This window comes from Embleya sp. NPDC020886, assembly GCF_044333915.1.
In the GTDB taxonomy this organism is placed as follows: Bacteria; Actinomycetota; Actinomycetes; order Streptomycetales; family Streptomycetaceae; genus Embleya.
The window spans coordinates 346,673-369,880 of sequence record NZ_JBIRRX010000003.1 but is presented as its reverse complement, the minus strand read 5'-3'; the positions used below and the strand labels follow the sequence as shown (position 1 = coordinate 369,880).

Here is a 23,208-nt window from a genome sequence, read left to right as displayed (position 1 = left end):
GCACCGAACGGAGCAGGAAATGACGATCCGGCGCGAGAACTTCATCAACGGCGCGTACACCCCGGCACTCGACGGGCGCACCAGCGATCTGGTCGACCCGGCGACCGAGGAGGTCTTCGGCAGTGCCGCGCTGTCCTCGGCCGCGGATGTCGACGCCGCCTACCAGGCCGCCCAAGCCGCAGCCGAGCAGTGGAACCGCACCACCCCGGCGGCGCGGCAGCGCGCGCTCTACCTGCTCGCCGACGCCGTCGAACGGCACGCGGGCGAGTTCGCCGACCTCGAATCGCGCGAGACCGGCAAGCCGCGCGACACCCTGGAGCAGTGGGACATCGCCACCGCCATGACCGACCTGCGGTTCTTCGCGGGCGCCGCGCGGGTGCTCGAAGGTCGGGCGGCCGGCGAATACCTGGAGGGCTTCACGTCCTACATACGCCGGGAGCCGATCGGCGTCGTCGGCCAGATCACCCCGTGGAACTTCCCGCTTCCGATGGCCGTATGGAAGGCGGCCCCCGCGCTCGCGGCCGGCAACACCGTGGTCCTCAAGCCGGCCGAGTCCACCCCGTCCAGCACGCTGTTGCTCGCCGAACTCGCCGCCCGGGTGCTGCCGCCGGGGGTGTTCAACGTGGTCACCGGCGACCGCGCGACCGGTGAGGCGGTGGCCGGGCACCCCGTCGCCGGCCTGGTGTCGCTGACCGGATCGGTCCGCGCGGGCCGCCAGGTCGCGGCGGCGGCGGGCGCGCAACTGACCCGGCTGCACCTCGAACTCGGCGGCAAGGCCCCGGCCGTGGTGTTCGACGACGTGGACCTGGACACCATCGTCGAGCCGCTCGCCATGTCGAGTTTCTACAACGGCGGCCAGGACTGCACCGGTTCGACCCGCCTGCTGGTCCACGAACGCGTCTTCGACGACTTCACCGCCCGCTTCGTCGCCGCCACCGACCGGATCACCTGCGGCGCACCGCACGAGAAGGGCGTGTTCTACGGGCCGATGAGCACCGCGGACCACCTGGCGGCCGTCGAGGGCTTCATCGACCGGCTCCCGAGCCACGCGCGCGTGCTGACCGGCGGCCGACGCATGCCCCGCCCGGGCTACTTCTTCCCGCCGACCGTGGTCGCCGACGTCCGGCAGGACGACGAGATCGTCCAGAACGAGGTGTTCGGACCGGTCGTCACCATCCAGCCGTTCGGCACCGACGACGAGGCGCTCGCCCTCGCCAACGGCACGCCGTACGGTCTCGCCGCGTCGGTCTGGACCAACGACCTGGTGCGCGCCAACCGCTTCACCCGCGAACTCGCGGCCGGCTGCGTGTGGGTGAACTACCACCTGCCGCTCGTCTCGGAGATGCCGCAGGGCGGCTTCGGGCAATCCGGCTACGGCAAGGACATGTCGGTGTACGCCCTGGAGGAGTACACGCAGATCAAGCACGTGATGACCTTCAACGGCGGCGCCTACCTGCCGATGGAGGCGTTCGCCAACGGGTGAGCCGCAACGCCGATACGCCGGGCCCGAATCCGCCGCGGGCACCCCTTGCCCGCAGGCCCGACGCGTCGGTGGAGGTGCCCCCGGCAGCCCCCGGGCCTACCGGGCGCGCAGCGAGGACGCCCGAATGTCCAGCCGGGTGGGCACCTCGACGCCGCGCGACTCGGTGATGCCCAGATCCAGCACCTCCACCAGCAGGTGGATGCCGGCCTCGGCGATCAGCGCGGGCTGCATGCTGAGCGTGGTCACCGCGGGGTCGGTGTGCGCGGCCACGCCGTCCTCGCTCGCGCTGACCACGAGCAGATCGTCCGGGACGCGGCAACCGAGCCGCCGTGCGGCGTCCAACACCAGGAGTGGACTGACCTCGGTGAGCACGATCATCGCGTCGGGCCGCTCGCCGGCGTCCCCGAGAAGCCGGCCGACGACCTCCAGGGTCGGCGCGTGACCGGGCGCGGAGACCGTCTCGACACGGGTGCGGATGCCCCGCCGCACCGACCAATCGGCCTGTGCGAGAAGGGCGTTGCGGGTGTACCGGGTGTCGCTGCCGGCCGCGACGAGGGCGATGTCGCGCGCGCCCTGCTCGGCGAGATGGTCCAGCACCTCGCGCACGGCGGTTCCGTAGTCGGTCTCGACCCAGTAGCCGCCCCGGCGCCCCTCGACCCGGCGGTCGGTGACCACCGGGGTGCCGGCCGAGAGCAGGTGGTCGACGAGCGGATCGTCGATCATCGGGTCGATCACGCACACCGCGTCCAGCGGCAGGTCCGTCCACTCCTCGCGCGGCGCGTGGTTCGGCAACAGCACGAGTGCGTGGCCGTGGTCCAGTGCGGCACGGGCGCCGGCATGGGCGAGCTGCGTGAAATACGGCAGTTCCAGGTAGACCCACGGCTCCGCGATGTACTCGCGCACGGCGATGCCGATGAGCCGGGTATGGCCGGCCCGCAACAACCGCGCGGTGACGTTGGGGCGGTACCCCATGCGCCACGCGGTGTCGCGGGCGTGCGCGCGCGCCTCGTCCGACATTCGGCCGGTGCCGTTGAGCGCGGCCGAGATGGTGGTCTTGGACAGTCCCGCCTCGCGCGCGACATCGACCAGGCGCACCCGCGGAGCGGCGCGATGGTTGCGGGCCCCAAACGTGTTGCGGCCGGTCTGCGGTGTGGGGGCCGCTCCCCTGCCCACCGCGCTTTGCGCAACCGGACGTTCGGGTTCGTTCATGGCCTCGATCCTGACAAAGTGACGGGTCGTCAGACAGCCTCGGATCACGTTCCCGTGACACCCGAGAATCGTTCCCGCAAACCCTTGCGCCGGAACGTTCCCGCGTCAATACTCACCGGCACCCGTCCTGACGCGTGCCGCTCGGTATCCGTCTCCGCGCCTTTTGCTCTCCCTCCGAAAGAGGTGGGTTACTTGCGCATGCCCAAAATCGCCGCTCTCGCCGCCGCGGTGGCGCTGACCGCCGTCGGGTGCTCCGGTGGTGGCGACGACAAGTCGTCGGATTCGAACCCGGGCTTCACGACCCGCAACGACACGCCCGCGGCGAAGGGACCGCTCGACCACGTCAAGTGGTCGCTGTACGCCGAACCGCAGACCCTGGACTACGCGTACGCCTTCGACTACCCGATCAACACCGTGCTGACGAACGTCTGCGAATCGTTGCTCCGCACCACCCCGGACCTGAAGACGACCCCCGCTCTGGCCGCCCGCTTCGCCAACCCGGACCCGCTGACCTGGGTCTACACCCTGCGTGGCGATGTCAGGTTCCACGACGGCACGCCGATGACCGCCGCCGACGCGGTCGCGAGCCTCACCCGCCAGATGGACCCGGCGGTCGGCTCGTCGTACAGCACGGTCTTCAAGGACGTCGAGTCCATCAAGGAGTCCGCGCCGCTCGAGGTCACCATCAAGCTCAAGCGCCCGAACGTCCTGCTCAACGAGCAACTCGGCGCCGCGCCGGGCATCATCGAGAGCGCCGCCTTCCTGGCCAGGGCCGGCAAGGACTACGGCAATCCGAAGGGCGGGGTGAACTGCACCGGCCCGTTCTCGCTCAAGGAGTGGAAGCCGGGCACGTCCATCACCATCAGGAAGAACGACGCGTACTGGGACGGCGCGCTGATGCCCAAGACCGGCGAGGTCGAGTTCGTCTTCATCCAGGACCCCGCCGCGCGCGCCAACGCGTTGCTCACCGGCGAGGTCGACGGCGGCTACCTGCTGCCCACCAACGCGTACGACAAGCTCAAGGCCGGCGACGGGAAGTTGTACTTCGGTGACATCACCGGCAGTTACTCGGCCGCCGTCACCAGCCTCAAGGGCGCGCTCGGCGACGTGCGGGTACGACGCGCGCTGTCCATGGCGATCGACCGCGAGGGCATCATCCAGGCGGGCCTGAACGGCTACGGCACCGTCGCCAAGGCGGGCATTCCCGCCGCCGGTTGGGCGACCCTGCCGGTCGAGCAGGCCAAGGCCCAGTACGACGCGCTGCCTCCGATCACCCGGGACGTGGCCGGGGCCAAGAAGCTCGTCGCCGAAGCCGGCGCCGGCGGCAGGAAGATCGTCGTCGCAACCAGCAACCTGGCGCCCGAGATCACCGTCGGCACCAACGCCATCCAGGCCGCCGGCAAGGAGATCGGCCTCGACGTCGAACTCCGCACCATCGCCCCGGACGCGTACACCGCGCTGTTCACCGACCCGTCCACCCGGGCCGGCATCGACCTGCTGATCACCAGCGGCTACGACCTGACACCCGACCCGTTGGAGTTCTACCAGACCATGCAGACCGGCGAGTTCGCCAACTACGGGAGCTGGTCCAACGCCGAGTACGACACGATCGCGCAGCAGGCGCTGGGCACCGGCGACCCGGCGGCCCGTGCCCAACTGACGGCCGGACTCCAGCAGATCACGCTGCGCGAGATGCCCCTGATTCCGCTCTGGGACTCGCCGCTGTCCCTCTACCAGGGCAAGCGCGTCACCGGCGCCACCCCGAACATCACCCAACTGTCCTTCCCCTGGGCCGCTACCCTGGGTGCCGCGAACTGACGAACCGCGCTCGGGCTTCGCGCGGTGGTGCCACTGGCGCACCGGCGGACCGCCCCAGGGTTGCGAACCACGATGAACGCCCGTGCGCGACTCCTCGTTGTCCGCAGTGTCTGCGATTGGCTGCGGTGTCCGCGCACCGTCACCGTCGCGCACGCCGGCCGGCCGCTCCGACAGCAAAGCGGACCGGGCTCGGCCGGGTGTTCCCGGCGGCGTTCACGACACGCCGGCTTCCGCCCGACGGCGGGCGTGGCGGTGGGCAAAGGACCACCATGGGGTCATGAGTACGCGCGAGACGCCGAGTCGTGACGGCGACGGCGTCGACGAGGACGCCGTCGTCCACGAGTTGTACGGGCTCGACCCCGAGGAGTTCGTCGCCGCCCGCGACGCGCATGCCCGCACGGCCCGGGCCGCCGGGGACCGGGCCGCGGCCGGGCGGATCGGCGGGCTCCGGCGACCGGTGCTCGCGGCCTGGCTCGCGAACCTCCTGGTCCGCGAACAGCGGGAGGAGATCGACGCGTTCCTCGAATTGGGTGCCGCCATGCGCGCCGCCCAGGAGCAGTTGCACGGCGCCGAACTGCGGGACCTCTCCCGCCGGCGCCACCGGGTGATCGACGCCCTCCAACGCGAGGCCCTCGCCCTCGCCGCGGCCCGCGGACACCCCGCCGTCGGCGACGCCGCCCGCCGCGACCTCCAGGACACCCTGAACACGGCCCTCGCCGACCCGGACGCCGCACGGATGCTCGCCGACGGCAGGCTCACCGGCCCACTGCACCCCGACGGCGCCTTCGGTCCCACCGCGACCGCCGAGCCGGCGGCACGCACGCCCGCCGTCGCCGAGCGCCCCGGATCGCACCGAACGGCCGAACGCGGCCGCGGCACCACTCCCGAGGCCGAGGAAGCGGGCGCCGAACCCACCCGCACGGCGGATCGGCGTGCCGATGAACGCGCCCGGAAACGGTACGAGGCCGACCTCGCCCGCGCCCGAGCCGACGCCGAGACCGCCCGGGAGTCCGCACGCCGCGCCGCCCGCGCGGCCCAAGAACGCGGCGCGGACGCCGAGGCCGCCCGGGAGCGCCACCACGAGGCCGACGCCGCCGCCGAGGAACCGGCCCGTCGACTCGACGAGTCCCGAACGGAAGCGGCCCGCCTCGACGAAGCGGCCGACGAGGCGGAGGCCGAACTGGCCCGCGCGCAGCGCACGGCCCACGACGCGTCGACCGTCGCGCGTACCGCGCAGGAGCACCTGGACCGCCTCGCCGACACGCGTCCCGATCGACGGTCCGCCGCACGGGCTCAGAGGCAGGCGATGACCTCGGCCGACGTCATGGGCACCGAGAACATCGGGTAGTCGTAGGTGAGCGCGTTGTCGTGCTCCTGCTGGGAGGTGGCGGCGAGGCAGTCCGGCAGGGTGATGACGCGGAAGCCGTTCTCGTACCCGGTGCGCATCGTCGACTCGACGCAGCAGTTGGTGAGGAAGCCGCCGAGGATGATCGTGTCGATCCCCTTGTTGCGCAGGATGAAGTCGAGGTTCGTGCTCGCGAAGGTGTCCAGGCCGCGCTTGCCTTCGATCACGATGTCGCCTTCGGCCGGGGCGAGATCGTCCACGATCGCCGCGCCCCAGGTGTTCTTGACGAATGCCGAGCCTTCCACGACTCCCTTGAGGATGCCGTACGGGTGACGCGAGAGTTCGCCGTAGCCGGGGGCGAAGGTGATGGGGGCGTGCATGATGGTCACGCCCGCGGCGCGGGCGGCTTCGACCAGGGCCACGGTGTTCGCGAGCATGCCGGTCTTCGCCATCACTGCGGCCACGGCTTCGTTGAGCACCCCGCCCTCGCTGGTGAAGTCGTTCTGATACTCGATCAGAACGAGCGCGGTCTTCGCCGGGTCCAGGCGGAAGGTCTCGGACATGGCAGCTCCTTGCCGAACGGCAACATCAACGTCACCGGCCAGTCTGCCCGACCCGACCACACCCGGCGCCCCGTTCGGGATCACGGGCGGACGGCGCCGGGGCGGCCCGGCGGCGCGCGCCGAACTTCCCGGCCCCGGCGAGGTAGGGCCGGGAGGCTCGGCGCCAAGCATGGTGCGCGTCCGTCGGCATCGTTGCGCCGGCATGGCCGAGGCCCCGGCGACACGAGCGTCGGGTGGCCTCGGCCATGGTTTGCCCCCGTCGGGGGCGGGGTTCGGCGGATCCGGGTTACTTGTACTGCGTGGTGACGCTCACGCCGCCGAAGGTCTGCGTGGCGGCGAGGCTGAAGTAGACCCAGCCGGACGGCGGGGCGGTGACGGTCAGGGTTTCGCCGTTGCCGGCGTTGGTGGACTTCGCCTGGTAATTGCCGGTGGTGGCCCACGTGCCGCCGCCGTAGTACAGGTCGGCGTTGCCGGTGCCGCCGCTGCTGGTGATGGTCAGTTCCTTGGTGCCGGCCGGCAGGTACAGGAAGTGGTAGCTGTAGTTGCCGGCGGTGGCGGCGAGGTTTTCCCGGCGGCAGTTCCTGTCGAACTGACGGGGGTCGGCGATGGTGCAGAGCGGGGTGGCCGACGCCTCCGGCAGCGGGCCGCAGTCGTCGGTGGCGCAGGTGGTCGTCAGCCAGGTGGCGAAGCCGGCGTCGTAACCGGTGCCGATGGTCTGCTTCAGGAAGGTGCGGGCGCCGTTCCAGTCGCCGGTGCGGTACTTGCCGAGCACGGTCTCGACGTCCGCGGGGTGCGCCTGCAGCATGTAGCGGACGGCCAGGAAGCCCCAGCGGTAGACGCGGTCCGAGTTGACGTCGGGGTCCTCGTCCTGGCCGTAGACGGTGTCGAACAGTTCGCTGAGCTTGTAGGTCTTGCTGCCGGCCGCGGCGATGGCGGCGGAGTTGCGCTCGTTGCGGTAGCCGTACGAGATGTTCTCGGCGATGCCTTCGACCCACCAGATGGTCGGTGTGGTCAGGCTCGCGTCGAAGTCGCCGTACATGTTGTAGCGACCGTCGAGGTAGTGGGTGTACTCGTGGTTGAGGTTCCAGATCTCGAAGGAAGGACGCAGCCAGTCGGCCTCGTGGGCGATGAAGCGGGCCTGGTTGCCGGCCTGGGTGGGGTTGCCCTCCTCGTACATGCCGCCGTTGTCGACGTCGATGTTGTAGATGGCCCAGGCGTAGAGCGCGTACTGGGTGTAGTCGTCGAAGGCGACGACCTCGAGGTTGGTGTTCACGTCGCCGGGGATCGCGCCCTTGTCACCGATCACCCGGTGGAAGTAGGCGTCCTGGTTGACCAGGCCGGCGCAGGCGGTGGCGAGTTGCCCGGGAGACATGTCCTGGGCGCGGAACTTCAGGTTCGGGTTGCAGGTGTGCTGGATCGGCAGGACCACCGGGAGCACCCGGTCGGCGAGATCGCAAATGGCGTAGGCCGCACAGTTGTTCCGGTCGAACTGGCGCGTGTACCAGGCCAGGTTCATGGTGAGCGGTGCGGTGGGGCCGACGTTGGGGTAGCGGTTGATCAGGTCCTTCAGCAGCGGCCGGACGCGGTCCTTGAGCTCGGGGATGTCGAGGGCGTAGCCGAGGTAGCGGCCGACGTTGCCAACCACGTCCAGGCGGTTCAACTGGGCGTTGTTGCGGGTGATGAAGGCGGCCCAGGTGTCCAGGATGGCGGGGTCGGCCTTGAGTGCGGCCCGCCAGCCGCGGCTGTCGTTCTTGGCCTTGAAGCCGTTCTCGACGACCCACTCGACGTGCTCCACCGAGAGGGTCATCCGGCTGGGCCAAGTGGCGTCGTAGCCGGTGAGCAGCCACTTGACCACACCGACGTACCGGCCGGCCGTGTGGGTGCTGTCGATCAGCGTGACGACCTCGTTGAGGGTCTCGCCGTTGGCGTCGGTGACGTCCTTGCTGTGCGGGGAGGCGAAGAAGGCGTCCAGCGCGCCGCGGGCCGCGGTGTCCAGTGCCGGGCCGTAGGCGCCCACGGCGTCCGCGTTGTTGTCCTGCACGTAGTAGCCGGCGCGCAGGAACATCACCAGTTGCCCGATGGAGGTGGTGTTGTTGCCCGGATACGTCGCGGCGGCATCGCGCAGCGCGTCGGCGACGGTCACCATCTTGGCTTCGTTGAAGGCCGTGCCCGCGTTCGCCCCGGTGAGGTTGAACAGCGGGTAGGTACAGGTGACCCTGGGCAGCGCCTTGAGTTGTTGGATCAGCGTGCCGCCCGTCGCGTTGATCACGCCGGACAGGTCGCCGCACTCGTCCGCGGCGGCCGAGAACTGCCGGCCGGCCTCGGCGGTCGGGGCGGCCGGCGGGGCCGACTCCTCGGCGCCTTCCTGCGAGGAGATCTTGGCGCCGAGGATGTCGGTCCTGGCGTCGGGTGACCTGGGGACCGGGATCGCCCGCGGCGCGGGGGCCGCGGTTTTGCCGACGCTCGCGGCGGTCGGGGCCGCGGCGCCGGCAGCGGCGGCCTGGCCCTGCGGCGCGAACAGGCCGAGCGCTAGGAAGAAGGCCACGCCGAACGCGGGGAGTCTGCGCAGGTTGGCCTTCGATATCCGGGAGGAACGCATTTGTGGGGCCTCCGGAGCCGTTGTTGGCCGCGTGGGAGCACGCGGCCTCTCGATATGCGACATGTAACATTGCACATGTCGCAGCGCGCCGGAAGGGTCTCGGCCGGAATTGCCGACCGCCACACCTGAAACGCCGTCGTATCGCCAGGTCGCGGTCGACGGAATCGTGCGACGCGGGCCTTCCGCGCCGGTCCTCGCGTGCCGGCCGGACCTCAGCCCCGGACGGCCTCCACGATCTGCCGGGCGGCCTGGGCCGGCGTGAGGTGCGTGGTGTCGACGACCTCGGCCGCACCGTGCAGCCAGGTGCGGGCCGCCTCGGCGTAGGGCTCCAGGTAGCGGAGACGGAAGAGCGAGGGGCCGAGGACGGTGTCCCCCTCGATCCGCCCGCGGAGCGTTTCCTGGTCGGCGTGGAGCACGAAGTGCCGTACGGGAATGGCGTGTTGGGCAAGGCCCGTGCTGATCTCGCGCCAGTACCGCTCGACCAGGACGGTCATCGGCATCACCAGCGTGCCGCCGGTGTAGTCGAGGACGCGGCGGGCGGTCTCGACGACGAGGGGCCGCCACGGCGGCCAATGCTGGAAGTTGTCCGTCGCGGGCAACCCCGGCGTGATGTCCATGAGCGTCTCGCCGACCTTCTCGGCGTCGAACACCCGTGAATCCGGAAGCAATTGCTGCACCAGGGCACTGGTGGTGGTCTTGCCCGCGCCGTGGGTGCCGTTGAGCCATACGATCATGGCACCCGAGGCTAACGCCTGCCCGCCGCCCGGGTGTGACGCCCACCCCGCCACCCCGCCACCCTGCGGCCCGGCGGCGGTGTGGCGGAGCGGGCGAGACTTCGTCGGCGGCCGGGTGCGCGTCGGGGCGCACCCGGCTATGTGCCGATCGGCGCGGCGGTCACGTCGTCAGGAAGTCGAGGACGAACGGGACGACCAGTGCCGGTGCTTCGAGGACCGGGCTGTGGCCCTGCTTGTAGCGCAGGAGTCGGGCATCGGGGATGCCGTCGAAGAGTTCGTCCGACCAGGCGGGTGGCCGACCGAGATCCTCGGTGCCGGAGACGATCAGCGCCGGCGCGGTGACAGTTCGCCGATCCGGCTCCGCCACGTCCCGTGGATGTCCCGGCGGCCGTCGTCGGCGAGCGTGGTGGCGCCGAACATGATCGTCATCACGATGTCGACGATCTCGGGGGTGAAGCCCTCGCGTTCGATCCGGTCGGGCAGGTCGGCGAACTCTCCGAGGTCCTCCCGGCTCTGGGCCCGCGCCGACGAACCGAGCAGGACGATCTTGTCGATCGACTCGGGGCGCCGGGCGGCGATGCGAACGGCGACGTCGCCGCCCATCGACTGGCCGACCAGTGAATAGCGCTCGAGTCCCAATTCGTCGATGGTGCCGAGGACGTCTTCCGTCACGTCGTCCATCGTCACCGTTCGGGAGACTTCACCGACCCGGGAGACCTGCCCGGGGAGTTCCGGCACGATCGCCCGGATTCGGCCCTCCCCCGCGGCCACGAGGCCGTCGAACATTCGCGGGTCGAGAAAAAGAGAATGGAGGCAGACCACGGGGGCCGGCGTCGGTGGGGTCATCGAAGAACATCCTTTTGCATTCGGGAGACGATGCGGCCGTCGTCGGAGGATGGCCGCACATTGAATTGGATGTCGATATCCGGGATTCGTTTCATATAGCGAAACGAACACAGTGCGTACGAAATTCGGGGTCGACCACCGGGCCACCGAATGACCCCGGTCGACCCTTGCCCCAGCGGGAACGGGTCGGCTGCTACCGCACGCCGGCAGTGCCGAGGAAGGACGTCATCGCCGCCGCCGTCGCCGTCACACACTCGACGTAGCGCTGCCGATGCTTGGCCATCCGCGTGGTGGGAACCACGATTCCCACGGCACCGTAGACGTCCTGACGCGCGTCGAAGATCGGCGCGCCGACACTTGAAATACCGATGTCCGAGCCCTGCTCGTCCATCGACCAGCCGCGCTCGCGGGTCATCCGCAGATCGAGGTCGAGTTTCTCCAGGAGTGCGGATTCCTCGGAGCGGGAATGGCCGTCGACGATCTTCGCCAGCAGCGCGGCGCGTCGTTCGTCGTCGAGATGGGCCAGCACCGCTTTACCCGACGACCGCAGGTGTTCATTCCCGGACTGACCGACGAACAATCCACTGACGCGCAGCGGCTGCGAGCCCTCGACGAGTATTTTGAGAATCACGCGATTTCCCTCGAGCGCCGAGAAGTACGACGTCTCGGCGGTCTTCGCCGCGAGCTTGTCGACCCACGCCTTCAGGTTGTCGTCGATGTCGAAGCGCTGCTGGTACGAGCGGAACAGTGCGCCCACCCCGTCCCCCAGCGTGAGGGTGAGGTTCTCGTGGCGCGCGATGTACCGGCGGGCGACCAGCGTGCGCAACAGGTGGTAGCAGGTGGTGATGTTCAGCCCCAGGGCCTCCGACACCTGCTGCACGGTCGGCGGTTCGGGGGCCGATGCCACGTATTCCAGGAAGGTGAGTGCGCGATCAACCGTCTGCAGGGTGGGTTGCTTGGGCGTCCTGTCAGCGGGATTCACCGTCGGAAAATATCACAGGCGATCATGGATCAGCCTTCCGCCGAGGGGAGGTTCAGCCGGTCGGCGCGGGCGTCCCAAGCCTTGACCGGGGCATAGGCGTCCGGGTCGACGATGACGTCGAGCACGGTGGTGGTGTGCGATTCCAGGGCTGCGCGGAGGGCTTCCTCCAGTTCCTCGGGTGCGCTGACGGTGCCGCCCCGGGCGCCGCTCGCCCTGGCCACGGCCGCGTGATCGACGGGAGCGAAGGTGATCGCCGTGGTCGTGGCGCCGAAGAAGTAGTTCTCGGCATGCCGCTGATATCCGAGGATCGAATTGTTGAGGATCACCACGACCACGGGGATGTCCGCACGGACGGCGGTCTCGATCTCCGACCACACGTGGGCGAAGCCGCCGTCGCCGACGATGGCGATCACCCGCGAGGACGGTGCGGCGATCTTCGCGCCGAGCGCCAGCGGGAGGCCCCAGCCGAGGCCCGCCAGACCCCGTGGCAGCAGAAACCGCTGACCCGCCCGACGCGCGGTGAGGTAACCGGTGACCCAGATCGAGGCGTAGCTGGCGTCGGCCGCCACGATGTCGTCGGGCCCGATCAGCCGGTCCAGGGTCACCAGCACACGTTCGGGGGAGATCGGCGTGTCGGCGGAGCACGCCAGGGCGTCTCGGCGCGTGCGGTGCGCCGCGCGCCCCTCGGCGATCGTGCGGACGAGGCCGGCCGCGGCCGATGTTCGCCGGGACAGGTCGAGTTGCTTCAGCTCTTCGCACACATCGCTCAGCGCCGAGCGCGCGTCGCCGACCAGGCGCAGCGCCTCGTAGTTGCGGCCGATCTCCTCGGGGTCGACGTCGATGTGGATGTAGCGGGCCGTCGGCGAGGTGAGTGTCCACGCGTCCGTCCCGTTCTCGTTCGTGCGGGTGCCGACGAGCAGGACGACGTCCGCTTCCGCGATCAACGGCAGGTGGAAGTGCGCCGGGCCGTTGAGGCCCGTGATGTTCGCGGCCACCCCGAGTGACAGCGGTGCGGTCTCGTCGACCGCGCCCTTGCCCATGTGCGTGGTCGCCACCGGGAGTTGTGCCAGTTCCTGGAGGGCGACGAGTTCCGCCACCGCGCCCGACACGTGCACTCCCCCACCGGCTATCACGATGGGCGAACGAGCCGAGGCGAGCAGTTCGGCCGCCTCGCGTACCGCTCGGGCCGCCGGGCGCGGGCGATCCAGCGGGAAGCTGCCGAGCGTCGCCGACCGGGGAAATCGGCTCGGCTCCTCGGGAAGATCGAGCACGTCCCTCGGCAGGAGCAGCACCACCGGTCCGGGACGTCCGCCGGTCGCGGCCGTCATCGCGAGATCGACGTAGTCCTCGGCCCGCGCGGGGTCGTCGATGCGCCGGGTCCACTTCGACACGCCGCCGAAGAGGGCGGTGTGATCCAGCTCTTGGAAGGCGTTGCGATCGCGCGCGGCCGCAGGCACCTCCTGGACCAGAACGAGCAGCGGAATGGACGCCTTGAGGGCCTCCGCCATCGGCGCCACCAAAAGCGTGGCCGCCGGTCCGTTCTGCGCCGCCACGACGCCGATGCGGTGCGAGATCCGGGCGAAGCCGTCCGCCATCACACCCGCGGCGTTCTCCGTGCGGTACAGGACCTGGCGGATGCCGATCTGCTCCGCCGCCAACAACAGTGCCGTCGGGTTGCTCTGGCCGTAGATCGTCGTGACCCCGTGCCTGGCGAGGGCCGCCGCGATGACATCAGCCACGGTACGTCCCATGACTCCTCCATTTCACTATCTGAAGCAGATTTCAAATCCTGAACCTAGCCTCCGCCGGGGGTCGCGGCAAGACCTGTCGGGTCACGGATTTCATTTATTGACCACGAGTTCACTATCTGACATGGTCGTCGGCGTGCGGCCGGCCTCGGCGAAGGCAGTGCCGAGAGGCCGCCGCGACACATCCACGACGACACATCCACGACACAGAAGGCAGGCACCATGGGTTCGATCCCCACGGCGGGTGGCTCGGTCGACAGCACGGCCCTCGGGCGCACCCTCGTTCACGAGCACGTCTTCGTACTCGGCGAGGAGCACCGCCTCAACTACCAGCACGACTGGCGTGAATCGGAGATGCTGCACCAGGCGGTGTCCGATCTGACCGATCTGAAATCCCGGGGAATCGACACGATCCTCGACCCGACCGTCCTGGGCCTCGGGCGCTACCTACCGCGCATCCGGGAGATCGCCCGGCGCGTCGAACTCAACATCGTGGTGGCCACGGGTCTGTACACGTTCAACGACATCCCCATGCAGTTCCACTACAAGGGCCCCGGGCTCCTCTTCGACGAACCCGAACCGCTCACCAAGCTCTTCGTCTCCGACCTCACCGAAGGAATCGCCGACACCGGAGTGCGCGCGGCCTTCCTCAAATGCGCGATAGACCAACCGGGGCTGACCCCCGGCGTCGAGCGCACCATGCGCGCGGTCGCGCGGGCGAGCACGGAAACCGGCGCTCCCATCACCGTGCACACCAACGCCGCCGAACAGACCGGCCTGATCGCCCAGCAGGTATTCCGCGAGGAGGGTGTGGATCCGCGCAAGGTGATCATCGGTCACTCCGGCGACACCAAGGATCTCGACTACCTCACCCGACTCGCGGACGCCGGGTCGCTGCTGGGCCTGGACCGGTTCGGCCTGGACAGCTTCCTCTCGTTCGACGATCGCGTCGGCACCGTGGTCGCCCTGATCGAACGCGGCTACCTCGACCACATCGTGATCTCGCACGACGCGTCCTGCTTCATCGATTTCTGGGATCCGGCGGCGCAGAAGGCCCAGTTGCCGCACTGGAACTACCGTCACATCAGCGACGACGTGCTCCCCGAGCTGCGGCGCCGCGGCGTCACCGACCGGCAACTCGAGACGATCCTCGTGGACAACCCGCGCCGCTACTTCGAGTAGGGCGAGGAGGAGGAACGCCATGACCCGAACTCCTGCTCCGGCTCCCCGACTTGCCGGGGCGACCCCGCTCCTGCAGATATGTTTCGTCGTCGACGATCTGGACTCGGCCATGGCCGACTTCGGCGCGTGCTTCGGCGCAGGTCCGTGGTTCCTGGGACCGGAACCGACAGCCGAGCCGAACGGCACCGTCCATCGTGGGGTCCCGACTCCCCTGGGTGCCCGGATCGCGCTGAGCTACACCGGCGGGCTGATGATCGAACTCGTCGAGCCACTGCCGGGATCGGCCACCGTCTTCTCGGAACGGCTGGCCGAGAGCGGTCCCGGACTGCACCACTTCGGCTTCGGCAGTACCGACCTCGACGCCACGCTTCGGGACTTGGCCGACCGCGGTCGGGTCCCCGTCTTCAGCAGCTTCACGCCGCGCGGCGCCCGGATCGTCATGGTCGAGGACGTCATCGGCCACGGCGGGCTCGAAGAGTACATCGAGCTCACCCCGGAGGGCGAAGCCTTCTACGCGACCATGCGGGCGGCGGCGAACCGGGACGGTGCGGAACCGATCCGGCATCGGGCCGGCACCGGTCCGACGCGGTCGCCCTGAACGAACCGCCGTATCCCGGCGGCGATTTCGGTACGCACTTCCTCGGCGCGGCGGGGTTGCGGGGTTCAGGGGGTGATCAGCACCTTCAGTGCGCTGCGGTCGTCCATGGCGCGGTATCCGTCGGCGATCGACGCGAGGGCCGTCGTGCCGTCGAACACCGGCGAGGGGTCGAGCGTGCCGTCGAGCACGCGCGGCAGCAGTTCGGGGAGGTAGGCACGGATCGGGGCGATACCGCCGCGCAGGGTGAGGTTGTTCATGAACAGGGTGCCGACGTCCAGTCCGTCGCCGCTTCCGTGCGGGGCACCCACCCAGCCGATGGCACCGCCGGGGCGGGTGACGCCCACGGCGGTACGCATCGCCTCCTCGCCGCCCACCGCCTCGATCGCGGCGTGTACGCCGTGGCCGCCCGTCGCCTCGCGGACCGCCGTCACGGCCGCCTCGCCCCGTTCGGTGATCGTGCCGGCGGCGCCGAACTCCCGGGCCAGCCGCAGGCGGTCCGGGTGTCGGCCCATCGCGATGACATGCTCCGCGCCCAGCAGGCGGGCGGCCAGGACGGCGCACAGCCCGACCGCGCCGTCGCCCACCACGGCGACGGTCGCACCGGGTCGTGCGCCGGCGCTCAGCGCCGCGTGGTAGCCGGTGCCCATGACGTCGGTCAGCGCGAGCAGCGCACCGATCAGCCGATCGTCCGAGGCGGCCTCGGCGGGCACCGCGACCAGGGTGCCGTCGGCATAGGGAACCCGAACGCCCTCGCCCTGGCCGCCGTCGGACCCGACCGCGCCCCACATGCCGCCGTTCGTGCACGAGGTGGGCAGCCGCTCCGCACAGAACAGGCAGGCCCCGTCGGACCAGGTGAACGGCGCGATGACCAGGTCGCCGGGGCGCACCGTGCGCACCTCCGAGCCGGTTTCCACGACGGTGCCCAGGAATTCGTGCCCGATGCGCTGTCCGGGCACCCGGGCGGACTCGCCCCGGTAGGCCCACAGATCGCTGCCGCACACACAGGCACGCAGGACCTGGACCACCGCGTCGCCGGGCTGCTCCACGCGCGGGTCGGGGACGTCCTCGACGCGGATGTCATAGGGGCCGTGAATGGTGGTGGCGCGCATGTGGCACGTCCTTGTCCCCGGCCTCGGTGGGCCGGTCGGCGGTGAGGGTGATCAGCTCGAAGTCCGCGACGGGCCGCGCGTCCTGGTTGACGACCTCGACGTGCCAGCGCACTTCGCCGTGTCGGGCACCGGGCCGGGTGGTGACCCGCCGGGCGGTCAGCGTGACGGTCAGGGCGTCGTTCGGCCGTACCGGGGCCAGGAAGCGCAGGTTCTCCAGTGCCCGGTTGGCCAGTACGGGCCCGGGTTCGGGTGGCACGAACATGCCCGCCGCGAGGGACAGGACCAGGTAGCCGTGGGCGACGATCCCGCGATAGAGCGGATGCCCGGTCGCGGCGGCCTCGTCGGTGTGCAAGTAGTAGTGGTCGCCCGTGAGTTCGGCGAACCGGTCGATGTCGGCCCGGGTGACGGTGCGCGGGCCGACCGTCACCGCGTCGCCGGCGCGCAGGTCGCTCAGGTACCGCCGCAGCGGATGCGTCGGACCGTGCACGCGCGCGGCGCCCGGTTCCCATCGATCGGTGACCGCCGCCAGGTGTCCGGGCGCGGCGTGCACGCCGGCGGTGTTCAGGTGGCGGTCGACGGCACGCAGGCATTCCGCGTCGTCCGGTCCGCTCGGGCCGGCGGACGGAGCCTGCGGATCGACGACCTCGATGCGGCTGTGTGTGGGCGCCAGTCCCCGGACCAACTCACGTGCCGTTGCCGGGTCTTCGGTGACCACCCAGCCGTGCAGGCCCCGACCGCCCAGGGCGAGCGCGTCGCGGAGGTCGGCCGAGGAGCGGTACGGCACCAGCGTGCCGACCGGTCCGAACGCCTCCACCTCGTGCACCTCGCGGCGCCCCGGCTCGTCGGCGACGAGCAGGACCGGCGGCAGGAACGCGCCGAACCCGCGCTCGTCGGCCATCGCGGCGATCCGGGCCGGCGTCCCGCGAATCGTACGGGTCGCCCCCCGCAGCCGGGCGACGCCGGCCAGGACGCGGCGCCGATGGGACGCGTCGATCAGCGGCCCCATGCCGACGCCGGGCGTGTACGGGTCACCCGGTCGGATCTCGTCCAGGGCGGCGGCCGCCGCATCCGCCACCGCGTCCAGGAACGGCGCCGGTACGAAGATCCGGCGCGCCGTCGCCCGGGTCTGACCCGTGTACGCCGTCATGGCGGCCACCAGTCGGTCCACGAACATCGCGAAGGCCGCCGTGCCCGGCGCGGCGTCGGCGCCCAGCACCGCGCAGTCCAGCGCCTCCGTGCCGAAGTCCTGGTGCGGCGCGACCGCCGGCGTCGCGAGCCGATCGCGCACCCGCCGCGCGGTGGCCGATGTCCCGGTGAAGCGAAGCAGGTCGTGGGCGGTGAGGTGGTCGGCCAGGCGGGTCGGGCCGGACACGAACTGGAGTGCTCCATCCGGGAGTCCGTCGCACTCGACGATCCGTCGCACCAGGTGCGCCACCACCTGGGCGGTGCGGTGCGAGGGCCGGACGATCACGGGCATGCCCGCGATGAACGCGGGGGCGAAGGCGCCGAGCATGGTGGCCGCGGGCAGACTGAAGCCGCTGATCTGCACCGCGACACCGGCCGGCCCGTCGAGGAGGGAGCGACTCGCCCGACCGGTGGGCGGATCGGCTCGGTCTTCCCACGGGAGCCCGCCTTCCACCAGGAGCCGGCCGTCCGCCGTGGCTGCGCCGCCGGCCGAGCGGCGGACGATCGCCGCCGCGCAGTGCCGCATCGTCGCCAATCCGCCGTCCACGTCCCGTGCGGCGTCGGCCGGGGAGGTGCCCAGGTGGGCGAGCAGCCGGACGAACTCCTCGCGGTGGCCTGCCAGATGGCGTGCCAGCCGAGTGATCCAGCGGGCCCGCTCGGCGAAGTCGGCACGGCGCAACGCGGGAAGCCCCACCGAGCGGGCGTACTCGAACGCCGGGGCGGCGTCGACCCCGGTCGCGGTGACCCGGAAGACCTCGTGTCCGTGCACGGCGTGTCGGCGCACGACCCCGGCGTCGGCGGGCGGGTGCCGGCGGCCACAGAGGTAGTGCGGTATCGGGCCGGTCAAGGTCGGCTTCCCTCACCCGGCGCGCACAGGACGGGTTGCCGCGCCCCGAAATGCTCCTTTTCAGGCGCTTCGCTGCCGATCGGCGCGAGCCCGGCCTGCGCTGCGGAGCGAAACACGGAAGGCGACAACGAGTAGGTCGCCTTGAAAGTGCGCTGGAAATGGCTGAGGTCGCGATAGCCGACCTTGACGCAGATATCGGCCACCGGCAGGTTGCTTTCCAGCAGGAGCGAACGGGCGAACTCCATACGCAACTCTGTGACGAAATCGATGAATCTGTGACCGGTTCGTCTTTTGAAGGTCCGGGAGAAGTGGTATTTGCTCATGTGGGCGGCTCGGGCGGCCAGGCCGAGGGTCAGTTCGTTGTCGGCGAATCGTTCCCGGATGAAGGACACGGCGGTGTCGACCTGCTCGGCCACCGCGTCGGCCTCGGGGGGTTCGGGCCGCGTGGTCGGGCTCGGCGCGTCCGCGCGCAATCGACCGGTGAACCACAGGAGTTCCTCGACGAAGCCGCTCAGCATGCCGTGTTGCCGCGCGACCCGGGTCTCGGGAAGCCGGGTGACGGCCGGGGGACCGGGCACGGTCAGCGCGCCGGGGATGACCACCGCGTCCAACGCGGCCAATACGACCCGGAGATGGTCGACCGCATGGCTGCTCTGGACCGCGCCGACCGAGACCAGGCCCACCGGTTTGCGGCGCACCGGGCCGTCCGCGAGCTGATCGAGGGCGAGCTTGATCTCGCCCGAACAGGAGTTGTTGCGCACGGCGGTCAGCAGGACCAGGGCGTGCGCGCCGGCGGCCGAGGCACGAAGTCGCTCGCGGGGCACCGCGTCGTGGCCGGCCGGTCCGACCCGAAGCCACTCGGGTCGGCGACCGGCGACCGTGCCGATCATGGTGCGCAGGCCCGGAAAGAGCTGCGTTCCGCCGGCGGAATACTCCGGGGTGTCGCTGATGATGAGAACGGCGGGGGAATCGTTAATGCGAGCGACTGGACCATGATCGAGCTCCCTGTGCCGGAACCGGGTTCCCGCGACGCTCTGCCGGTGGGTCCAGGTGACCAGTTTGGGCCGGCCGGTGGTACCCGAGGAGTGGCACAGGAACACCGGGTCGTTGTCTGCGTGCCGGTATCGCGCCCGGTCGGGCAGTCGCGCGTTGCCCGGCCCGGCCCCGTCCGCGCGGGTGTGCGTCCAGCGCAGTCCGGGCAGTGCCCGGTGCCGCCCGCCCAGGAGTTCCAGGTGCGCGGGGTCGGTGTACAGACCGACCGGGTCGGCGCGCTCCAGCAGACCGAGCGCGGCCTCGGGCGGCAGCCGGCCGTTGAGCACGACCGCGATGGCCCCGATCCGGGCGAGGGCGGCCAGGTGCAGGTGGTCCTCGAAGGAGTCCTCGATGTAGAGGGCGACCCGGTCGCGCGGTCGCACGCCCCGGTCGAGGTAGTGGCACGACCACGCGTCGGCGAGGGCGTCGAGTGCGGCGATGCCGAACTCCCGCCGCAGGGTCCCGTCTTCGACCACGAGGGGCGGGTCCGAAACGAGCAGGGGCGCGTCGGGGGCTCGGCTGTACTCCAGCGCGGTACGCCAGAGGTTGCCACCCCCGAGCCGGGCGTCCCGGGCCAGGGCGATACGTGCCGATCGTGGCAGCAGGGTATGTCGGGCGGACAGCATGGGATCCCCGATTCGCGGTGGGAGGACCGAAAGTGCTCCCGCCTGGCGCGTCGACGACGCCGCGGCTGTGCGGGAACGGGTCCAGTGCACCCATGCCGGGCGGCCCGGGGCAACCGGTTGCGCCCTCGGGCCGCGGGGTTGAGCAACATTCACCGCCTGTCGGGACGGACGGCCGCCTACCCGCGCAATCCCGCCGATGCCTCGGCTCGACGGCCGGGACGAACGCGAACCCCGAACTCCGCGGGCGCTCCCGCCGGTTCGGTCCACGATTCCCGGGCTCGGCCACGCAGCCGATCGGTGGTCGTGCCCGTATCGTGTCGCCCGCGCAGCCCCCGCAGGACCGGTTTTCCCGAACAACGCGTCGCCGAGCCGGCCGAGCGCGTTCCGACCCGCCCCTCGCCGAACGCGCCGGCGCGGCCGCTCAGGACCACATGTCCATCGGGACGAAGTCGATGCTGCGGCCCTCGGTGTCCAGCAGGTGGCCCATGCGCTTGGGGTTGGCCAGGGTCAGCCGGCGGTCCTCGACGACCAGGTGCGGGAAACGTTCGGCCAGGTGTGCCTCCAGCCGTCGGGTGTCGGGCAGGGAGCGCACCCAGGCGGTGATCAGCAGGCCGTGCCGGGCGGCGATCGCGGCGCACATGCGGACTTCGTTGACCGCGGCGATCGAGGCGCCCACGTGGGCGAGTTCGGTGCTGGGCACGTCGGCGAGGTAGTGCACGAAGGTGGGGAATCCGGAGACGCTCTGCGCGATTTCGCAGCGTGGCACGACGGTGCCCTCGCGCAACATCCGGCCCAGCCGGCGGCGCACGGTCGACTCGCTCATGCCGGTGAGCTCGGCGAGTTCGCCGTAGCCGAGCCGACCGTCGGCGCCGAGCGCGATGAGCAGCGGCCGGTCCTCCGGCGCGAGGATCGCCGGGCCGGCGGGGAGCGTTTCGCTGCTCGTGGGGCGCAGCAGGCCGCGCTGTCGGCGGTCGAGGGAGCGCAGGTCCCAGCGGCTGCCCTCGGTGAACAGGTGGGTGGCGATCATGCTGCGCGTCGCGGTCACGCCTTCCTGCGCGCCGATGACGTCGATGGCCAGTCGCGACAGCGCGGTGAGGTCGGGGACCATCACGGTGAGGAAGAGGTCGGTGCCGCCGGACACCTGCTCGACGCCGGTGATGTGCGGGTCGCGGACCAGTCGCTCGGTGATGGCGCGCAGGCGGGCGGGCATGCAGTCGACCTCCACGAACGCCGAGCAGTGCATCTCCTGTACGAACGGCCCGCCGTACGCGGTCACCCAGGCCAGGCCGCGCGAGTGCAGGCGTTCCCAGCGCCGCGCGGCGGTGATCGGGCTGATCCCGAGCGCCCGGCCGACCAGGGTCCACGACGCCCTCGGTGCGGCCTGCAACGCGTTGACCAACGCCAGGTCGATCTCGTCCAGCGGCGCCGGCGGCTCGGCTCCGACGCTGCTTCTGCGGTTGGCGGAATGCTTCATTCGGACTCCATGAATGAAGATTACCGGCTGATACGGCTGGATCTTGGTCATCAAGTTTCATGATTCTGGGATTCATGGGATACGAAGACCTCAGGAGTGGTCCATGCGTGTCGCAATCCTTCTGCTGCTGGTGCCGATCGCGGCGCTGTTGTCGACGGTGTGGTTGCCGTTCGTCAACGGCCCGCACGTCTGGCTCGGCATGCCATCGATCCTGACCTGGAGTGTCGGCTGGGTGGTGGCGCTGACACCGGCCCTCGCCTACGTCGAGCACCAGCGCGGTCGCCACCGAACCGGAGGTGCCGAATGAACGCCACACTGGTCGTCTCGGTCGTCGGCATGTTGCTGATCGCCGGTCTCGGCGTGGCCGGCCGCCGCAAGCCCGCCGGCGACCTGGAGGAGTGGACCGTGGGCGGGCGCCGTTTCGGCGCGTTGACCACCTGGTTCCTCCAGGCCGGCGAGGTCTACACGACGTTCACCTTCCTGGGACTGGCCGGACTGGCCTACGCGTCGGGTGTCGGCGTCGTGTACGCGCTGCCGTACCTCCCGCTCGCCTACGTCGGGCTCTACGTCGTCGCCCCACTGGTCTGGCGCATCGGCAATGCCCGCGGCTACCTCACCCAGGGCGACTTCTTCGCGGACCGGTACCGCAGCCGGGCGCTGGGCACGCTCACCGCGGTGCTCGGCGTGGCGTTCCTGCTGCCCTACCTGCAATTGCAGATCACCGGCCTGGGGTTGGTGGTCGAACTGGCCACCGGCGACGAGGGGTCCGGGACCGCGAGCATGATCGCCGCCTCGGTGTTGATCACCGGGTTCGTGTTGTGGTCGGGCATCGGCGGGGTGGCCCGGGCCGCGTACCTCAAGGACGCGCTCATGGTGATCGTGCTGATCGTGCTGGCGGTGATGATCCCCGCGCACTTCGCGGGCGGCATCGGCGACATCAGCCACCGACTCGCGGACGGCCACGCGGCCAAACTCACCATCCACGACGGTCCGTTCGACCGCACCTGGTTCTTCACCAGCATGGTGACCAGCCTGTTGAGCGTGATGTTCATGACCATGCCGCAGAGTTGGCCCGCCGTGTTGTCCGCCAAGAGCGAGAAGGCGCTGCGCCAGAACAGCATTTGGATCCCGTTCTACAGCGCCAGTCAGGCGATCCCGATGATCGTCGGTTTCACCGGCATTCTCGTGGCCGGCGCCGCTTCGGGTGGTCCGAACGGGGTGCTGCTGCACCTGTCGAACCTCGCGATGCCGGGCTGGCTCGTCGGCGTCGTCGTCACCGCGGCGGCGGCGTGCGCGATGGTGCCCTCCGCGGCGATCGTGCTGGGCATGTCGTCGATGGTCGCGCGCAACGTGGTGCGCACCCGGACGCCACGTTCGGGGCTCCTGGTCAACCACACCACCGTCGTCGTCTCCGTCGCGGTGGCACTGATCCTGGGCATCAACCGGCCGGACGCGCTGGCCAACCTGCTGCTGCTCACCTACAGCGGTCTGGCCCAGATGGCCCCGGCCCTGCTGTACGCGCTGACCGGGCGGCGCCCGCTGTTCCGCGCGTCGTCGGTCGCGGCCGGAATCGTCGCCGGCGAGGCCGTCGTGATCTGGCTGACCTTCGGCGACAACGGCCACGCGATCGACATCGCCCATGTGAACGCCGGCCTGATCGGTCTCGCGGTCAACGTCGCCGTGGGTGCGCTCGTCGAGGCCGCCTGGCGGGTGACCCGGCGGGCCGAACCGACCCTCCCGGCGGATCCCGCGATCCCGGCGATCCCCGGGCACGCGACCGCCTGAACCGCGGCACCGCGTGAGTCGCGGCACCGCGTGAACCGCACCA

At 70.6% G+C, this 23,208-nt stretch carries 19 protein-coding genes; 7 read left to right on the top strand and 12 right to left on the bottom strand.

Annotated elements, in window-relative coordinates:
* The first annotated feature begins 19 nt into the window (after positions 1–19).
* Positions 20–1,483, top strand: a complete 1,464-nt coding sequence (locus tag ACH4U8_RS12525; RefSeq protein WP_395777422.1) for an aminobutyraldehyde dehydrogenase — start codon at positions 20–22, stop codon at positions 1,481–1,483.
* A 96-nt stretch (positions 1,484–1,579) separates the two neighbouring features.
* On the opposite strand, the gene ACH4U8_RS12520 is transcribed toward ACH4U8_RS12525, so the two are convergent.
* Positions 1,580–2,692, bottom strand: a complete 1,113-nt coding sequence (locus tag ACH4U8_RS12520) for a LacI family DNA-binding transcriptional regulator (RefSeq protein ID WP_395777420.1) — start codon at positions 2,690–2,692, stop codon at positions 1,580–1,582.
* A gap of 198 nt (positions 2,693–2,890) precedes the next feature.
* Here ACH4U8_RS12520 and ACH4U8_RS12515 point away from each other — a divergent pair, with 198 nt between their 5' ends.
* Both ACH4U8_RS12515 and ACH4U8_RS12510 read left to right on the top strand, forming a co-directional pair.
* Positions 2,891–4,510 carry an ABC transporter substrate-binding protein gene (locus ACH4U8_RS12515; protein WP_395777419.1) on the top strand — a complete coding sequence of 540 codons (1,620 nt, stop codon included), beginning with the start codon at positions 2,891–2,893 and terminating at the stop codon, positions 4,508–4,510.
* Between the two features lie 277 nt (positions 4,511–4,787).
* Positions 4,788–5,858, top strand: a complete 1,071-nt coding sequence (locus ACH4U8_RS12510) for a hypothetical protein (protein WP_395777417.1) — start codon at positions 4,788–4,790, stop codon at positions 5,856–5,858.
* Here ACH4U8_RS12510 and ACH4U8_RS12505 read toward each other — a convergent pair.
* The 7 genes from ACH4U8_RS12505 to ACH4U8_RS12475 form a co-directional block, all read right to left on the bottom strand.
* Positions 5,804–6,418, bottom strand: coding sequence for an isochorismatase family cysteine hydrolase (locus tag ACH4U8_RS12505; RefSeq protein ID WP_360307085.1), 615 nt, complete (start codon positions 6,416–6,418; stop codon positions 5,804–5,806). The two genes, ACH4U8_RS12510 and ACH4U8_RS12505, sit on opposite strands and share 55 nt — an antisense overlap.
* Positions 6,419–6,704: 286 nt before the next feature.
* Complete coding sequence (locus ACH4U8_RS12500) at positions 6,705–9,017, bottom strand: collagenase (RefSeq protein WP_395777416.1); 2,313 nt, start codon at positions 9,015–9,017, stop codon at positions 6,705–6,707.
* Between the two features lie 212 nt (positions 9,018–9,229).
* Positions 9,230–9,751: an AAA family ATPase gene (locus ACH4U8_RS12495; RefSeq protein WP_395777414.1), complete on the bottom strand. Its 522-nt coding sequence runs from the start codon at positions 9,749–9,751 to the stop codon at positions 9,230–9,232.
* Positions 9,752–9,911: 160 nt separating this feature from the next.
* A complete protein-coding gene (locus tag ACH4U8_RS12490) occupies positions 9,912–10,118 on the bottom strand; it encodes an alpha/beta fold hydrolase (protein WP_395777412.1) in 207 nt (68 codons plus the stop codon).
* Positions 10,076–10,597 (bottom strand): alpha/beta fold hydrolase, encoded by a 522-nt coding sequence (locus ACH4U8_RS12485; protein ID WP_395777410.1) that lies wholly within the window; start codon positions 10,595–10,597, stop codon positions 10,076–10,078. Before ACH4U8_RS12485 ends, ACH4U8_RS12490 begins: the two co-directional genes overlap by 43 nt.
* A 193-nt stretch (positions 10,598–10,790) precedes the next feature.
* On the bottom strand, positions 10,791–11,579 hold the full coding sequence (locus ACH4U8_RS12480) for an IclR family transcriptional regulator (RefSeq protein ID WP_360307073.1): 789 nt from the start codon (positions 11,577–11,579) through the stop codon (positions 10,791–10,793).
* Positions 11,580–11,608: 29 nt separating this feature from the next.
* Positions 11,609–13,330, bottom strand: a complete 1,722-nt coding sequence (locus tag ACH4U8_RS12475) for an acetolactate synthase catalytic subunit (protein WP_395777408.1) — start codon at positions 13,328–13,330, stop codon at positions 11,609–11,611.
* A gap of 219 nt (positions 13,331–13,549) precedes the next feature.
* On the opposite strand from ACH4U8_RS12475, the gene ACH4U8_RS12470 reads away from it, so the two are divergent.
* Both ACH4U8_RS12470 and ACH4U8_RS12465 read left to right on the top strand, forming a co-directional pair.
* On the top strand, positions 13,550–14,509 hold the full coding sequence (locus tag ACH4U8_RS12470; RefSeq protein ID WP_395777406.1) for a phosphotriesterase: 960 nt from the start codon (positions 13,550–13,552) through the stop codon (positions 14,507–14,509).
* Positions 14,510–14,528: 19 nt separating this feature from the next.
* Positions 14,529–15,107, top strand: a complete 579-nt coding sequence (locus tag ACH4U8_RS12465; protein ID WP_395777404.1) for a VOC family protein — start codon at positions 14,529–14,531, stop codon at positions 15,105–15,107.
* A gap of 65 nt (positions 15,108–15,172) precedes the next feature.
* Here the strand turns inward: ACH4U8_RS12465 and ACH4U8_RS12460 are convergent, their stop codons facing one another.
* The 4 genes from ACH4U8_RS12460 to ACH4U8_RS12445 form a co-directional block, all read right to left on the bottom strand.
* Entirely contained in the window at positions 15,173–16,216 is a 1,044-nt protein-coding gene (locus ACH4U8_RS12460; protein ID WP_395777402.1) for a zinc-dependent alcohol dehydrogenase family protein, read from the bottom strand.
* Complete coding sequence (locus ACH4U8_RS12455; protein WP_395777400.1) at positions 16,185–18,248, bottom strand: aldehyde dehydrogenase family protein; 2,064 nt, start codon at positions 18,246–18,248, stop codon at positions 16,185–16,187. Before ACH4U8_RS12455 ends, ACH4U8_RS12460 begins: the two co-directional genes overlap by 32 nt.
* Positions 18,245–19,906, bottom strand: a complete 1,662-nt coding sequence (locus tag ACH4U8_RS12450) for a helix-turn-helix domain-containing protein (protein ID WP_395777398.1) — start codon at positions 19,904–19,906, stop codon at positions 18,245–18,247. Before ACH4U8_RS12450 ends, ACH4U8_RS12455 begins: the two co-directional genes overlap by 4 nt.
* A gap of 421 nt (positions 19,907–20,327) precedes the next feature.
* Positions 20,328–21,380, bottom strand: coding sequence for an Lrp/AsnC family transcriptional regulator (locus tag ACH4U8_RS12445; protein ID WP_395777396.1), 1,053 nt, complete (start codon positions 21,378–21,380; stop codon positions 20,328–20,330).
* Between the two features lie 103 nt (positions 21,381–21,483).
* Here ACH4U8_RS12445 and ACH4U8_RS12440 point away from each other — a divergent pair, with 103 nt between their 5' ends.
* Together ACH4U8_RS12440 and ACH4U8_RS12435 are read left to right on the top strand one after the other, a co-directional pair.
* Positions 21,484–21,687 (top strand): hypothetical protein, encoded by a 204-nt coding sequence (locus tag ACH4U8_RS12440; RefSeq protein WP_395777394.1) that lies wholly within the window; start codon positions 21,484–21,486, stop codon positions 21,685–21,687.
* A complete protein-coding gene (locus ACH4U8_RS12435) occupies positions 21,684–23,165 on the top strand; it encodes a sodium:solute symporter (RefSeq protein ID WP_395777392.1) in 1,482 nt (493 codons plus the stop codon). The genes ACH4U8_RS12440 and ACH4U8_RS12435 overlap by 4 nt, the downstream gene beginning before the upstream one ends.
* The last annotated feature ends 43 nt before the right edge of the window (positions 23,166–23,208 follow it).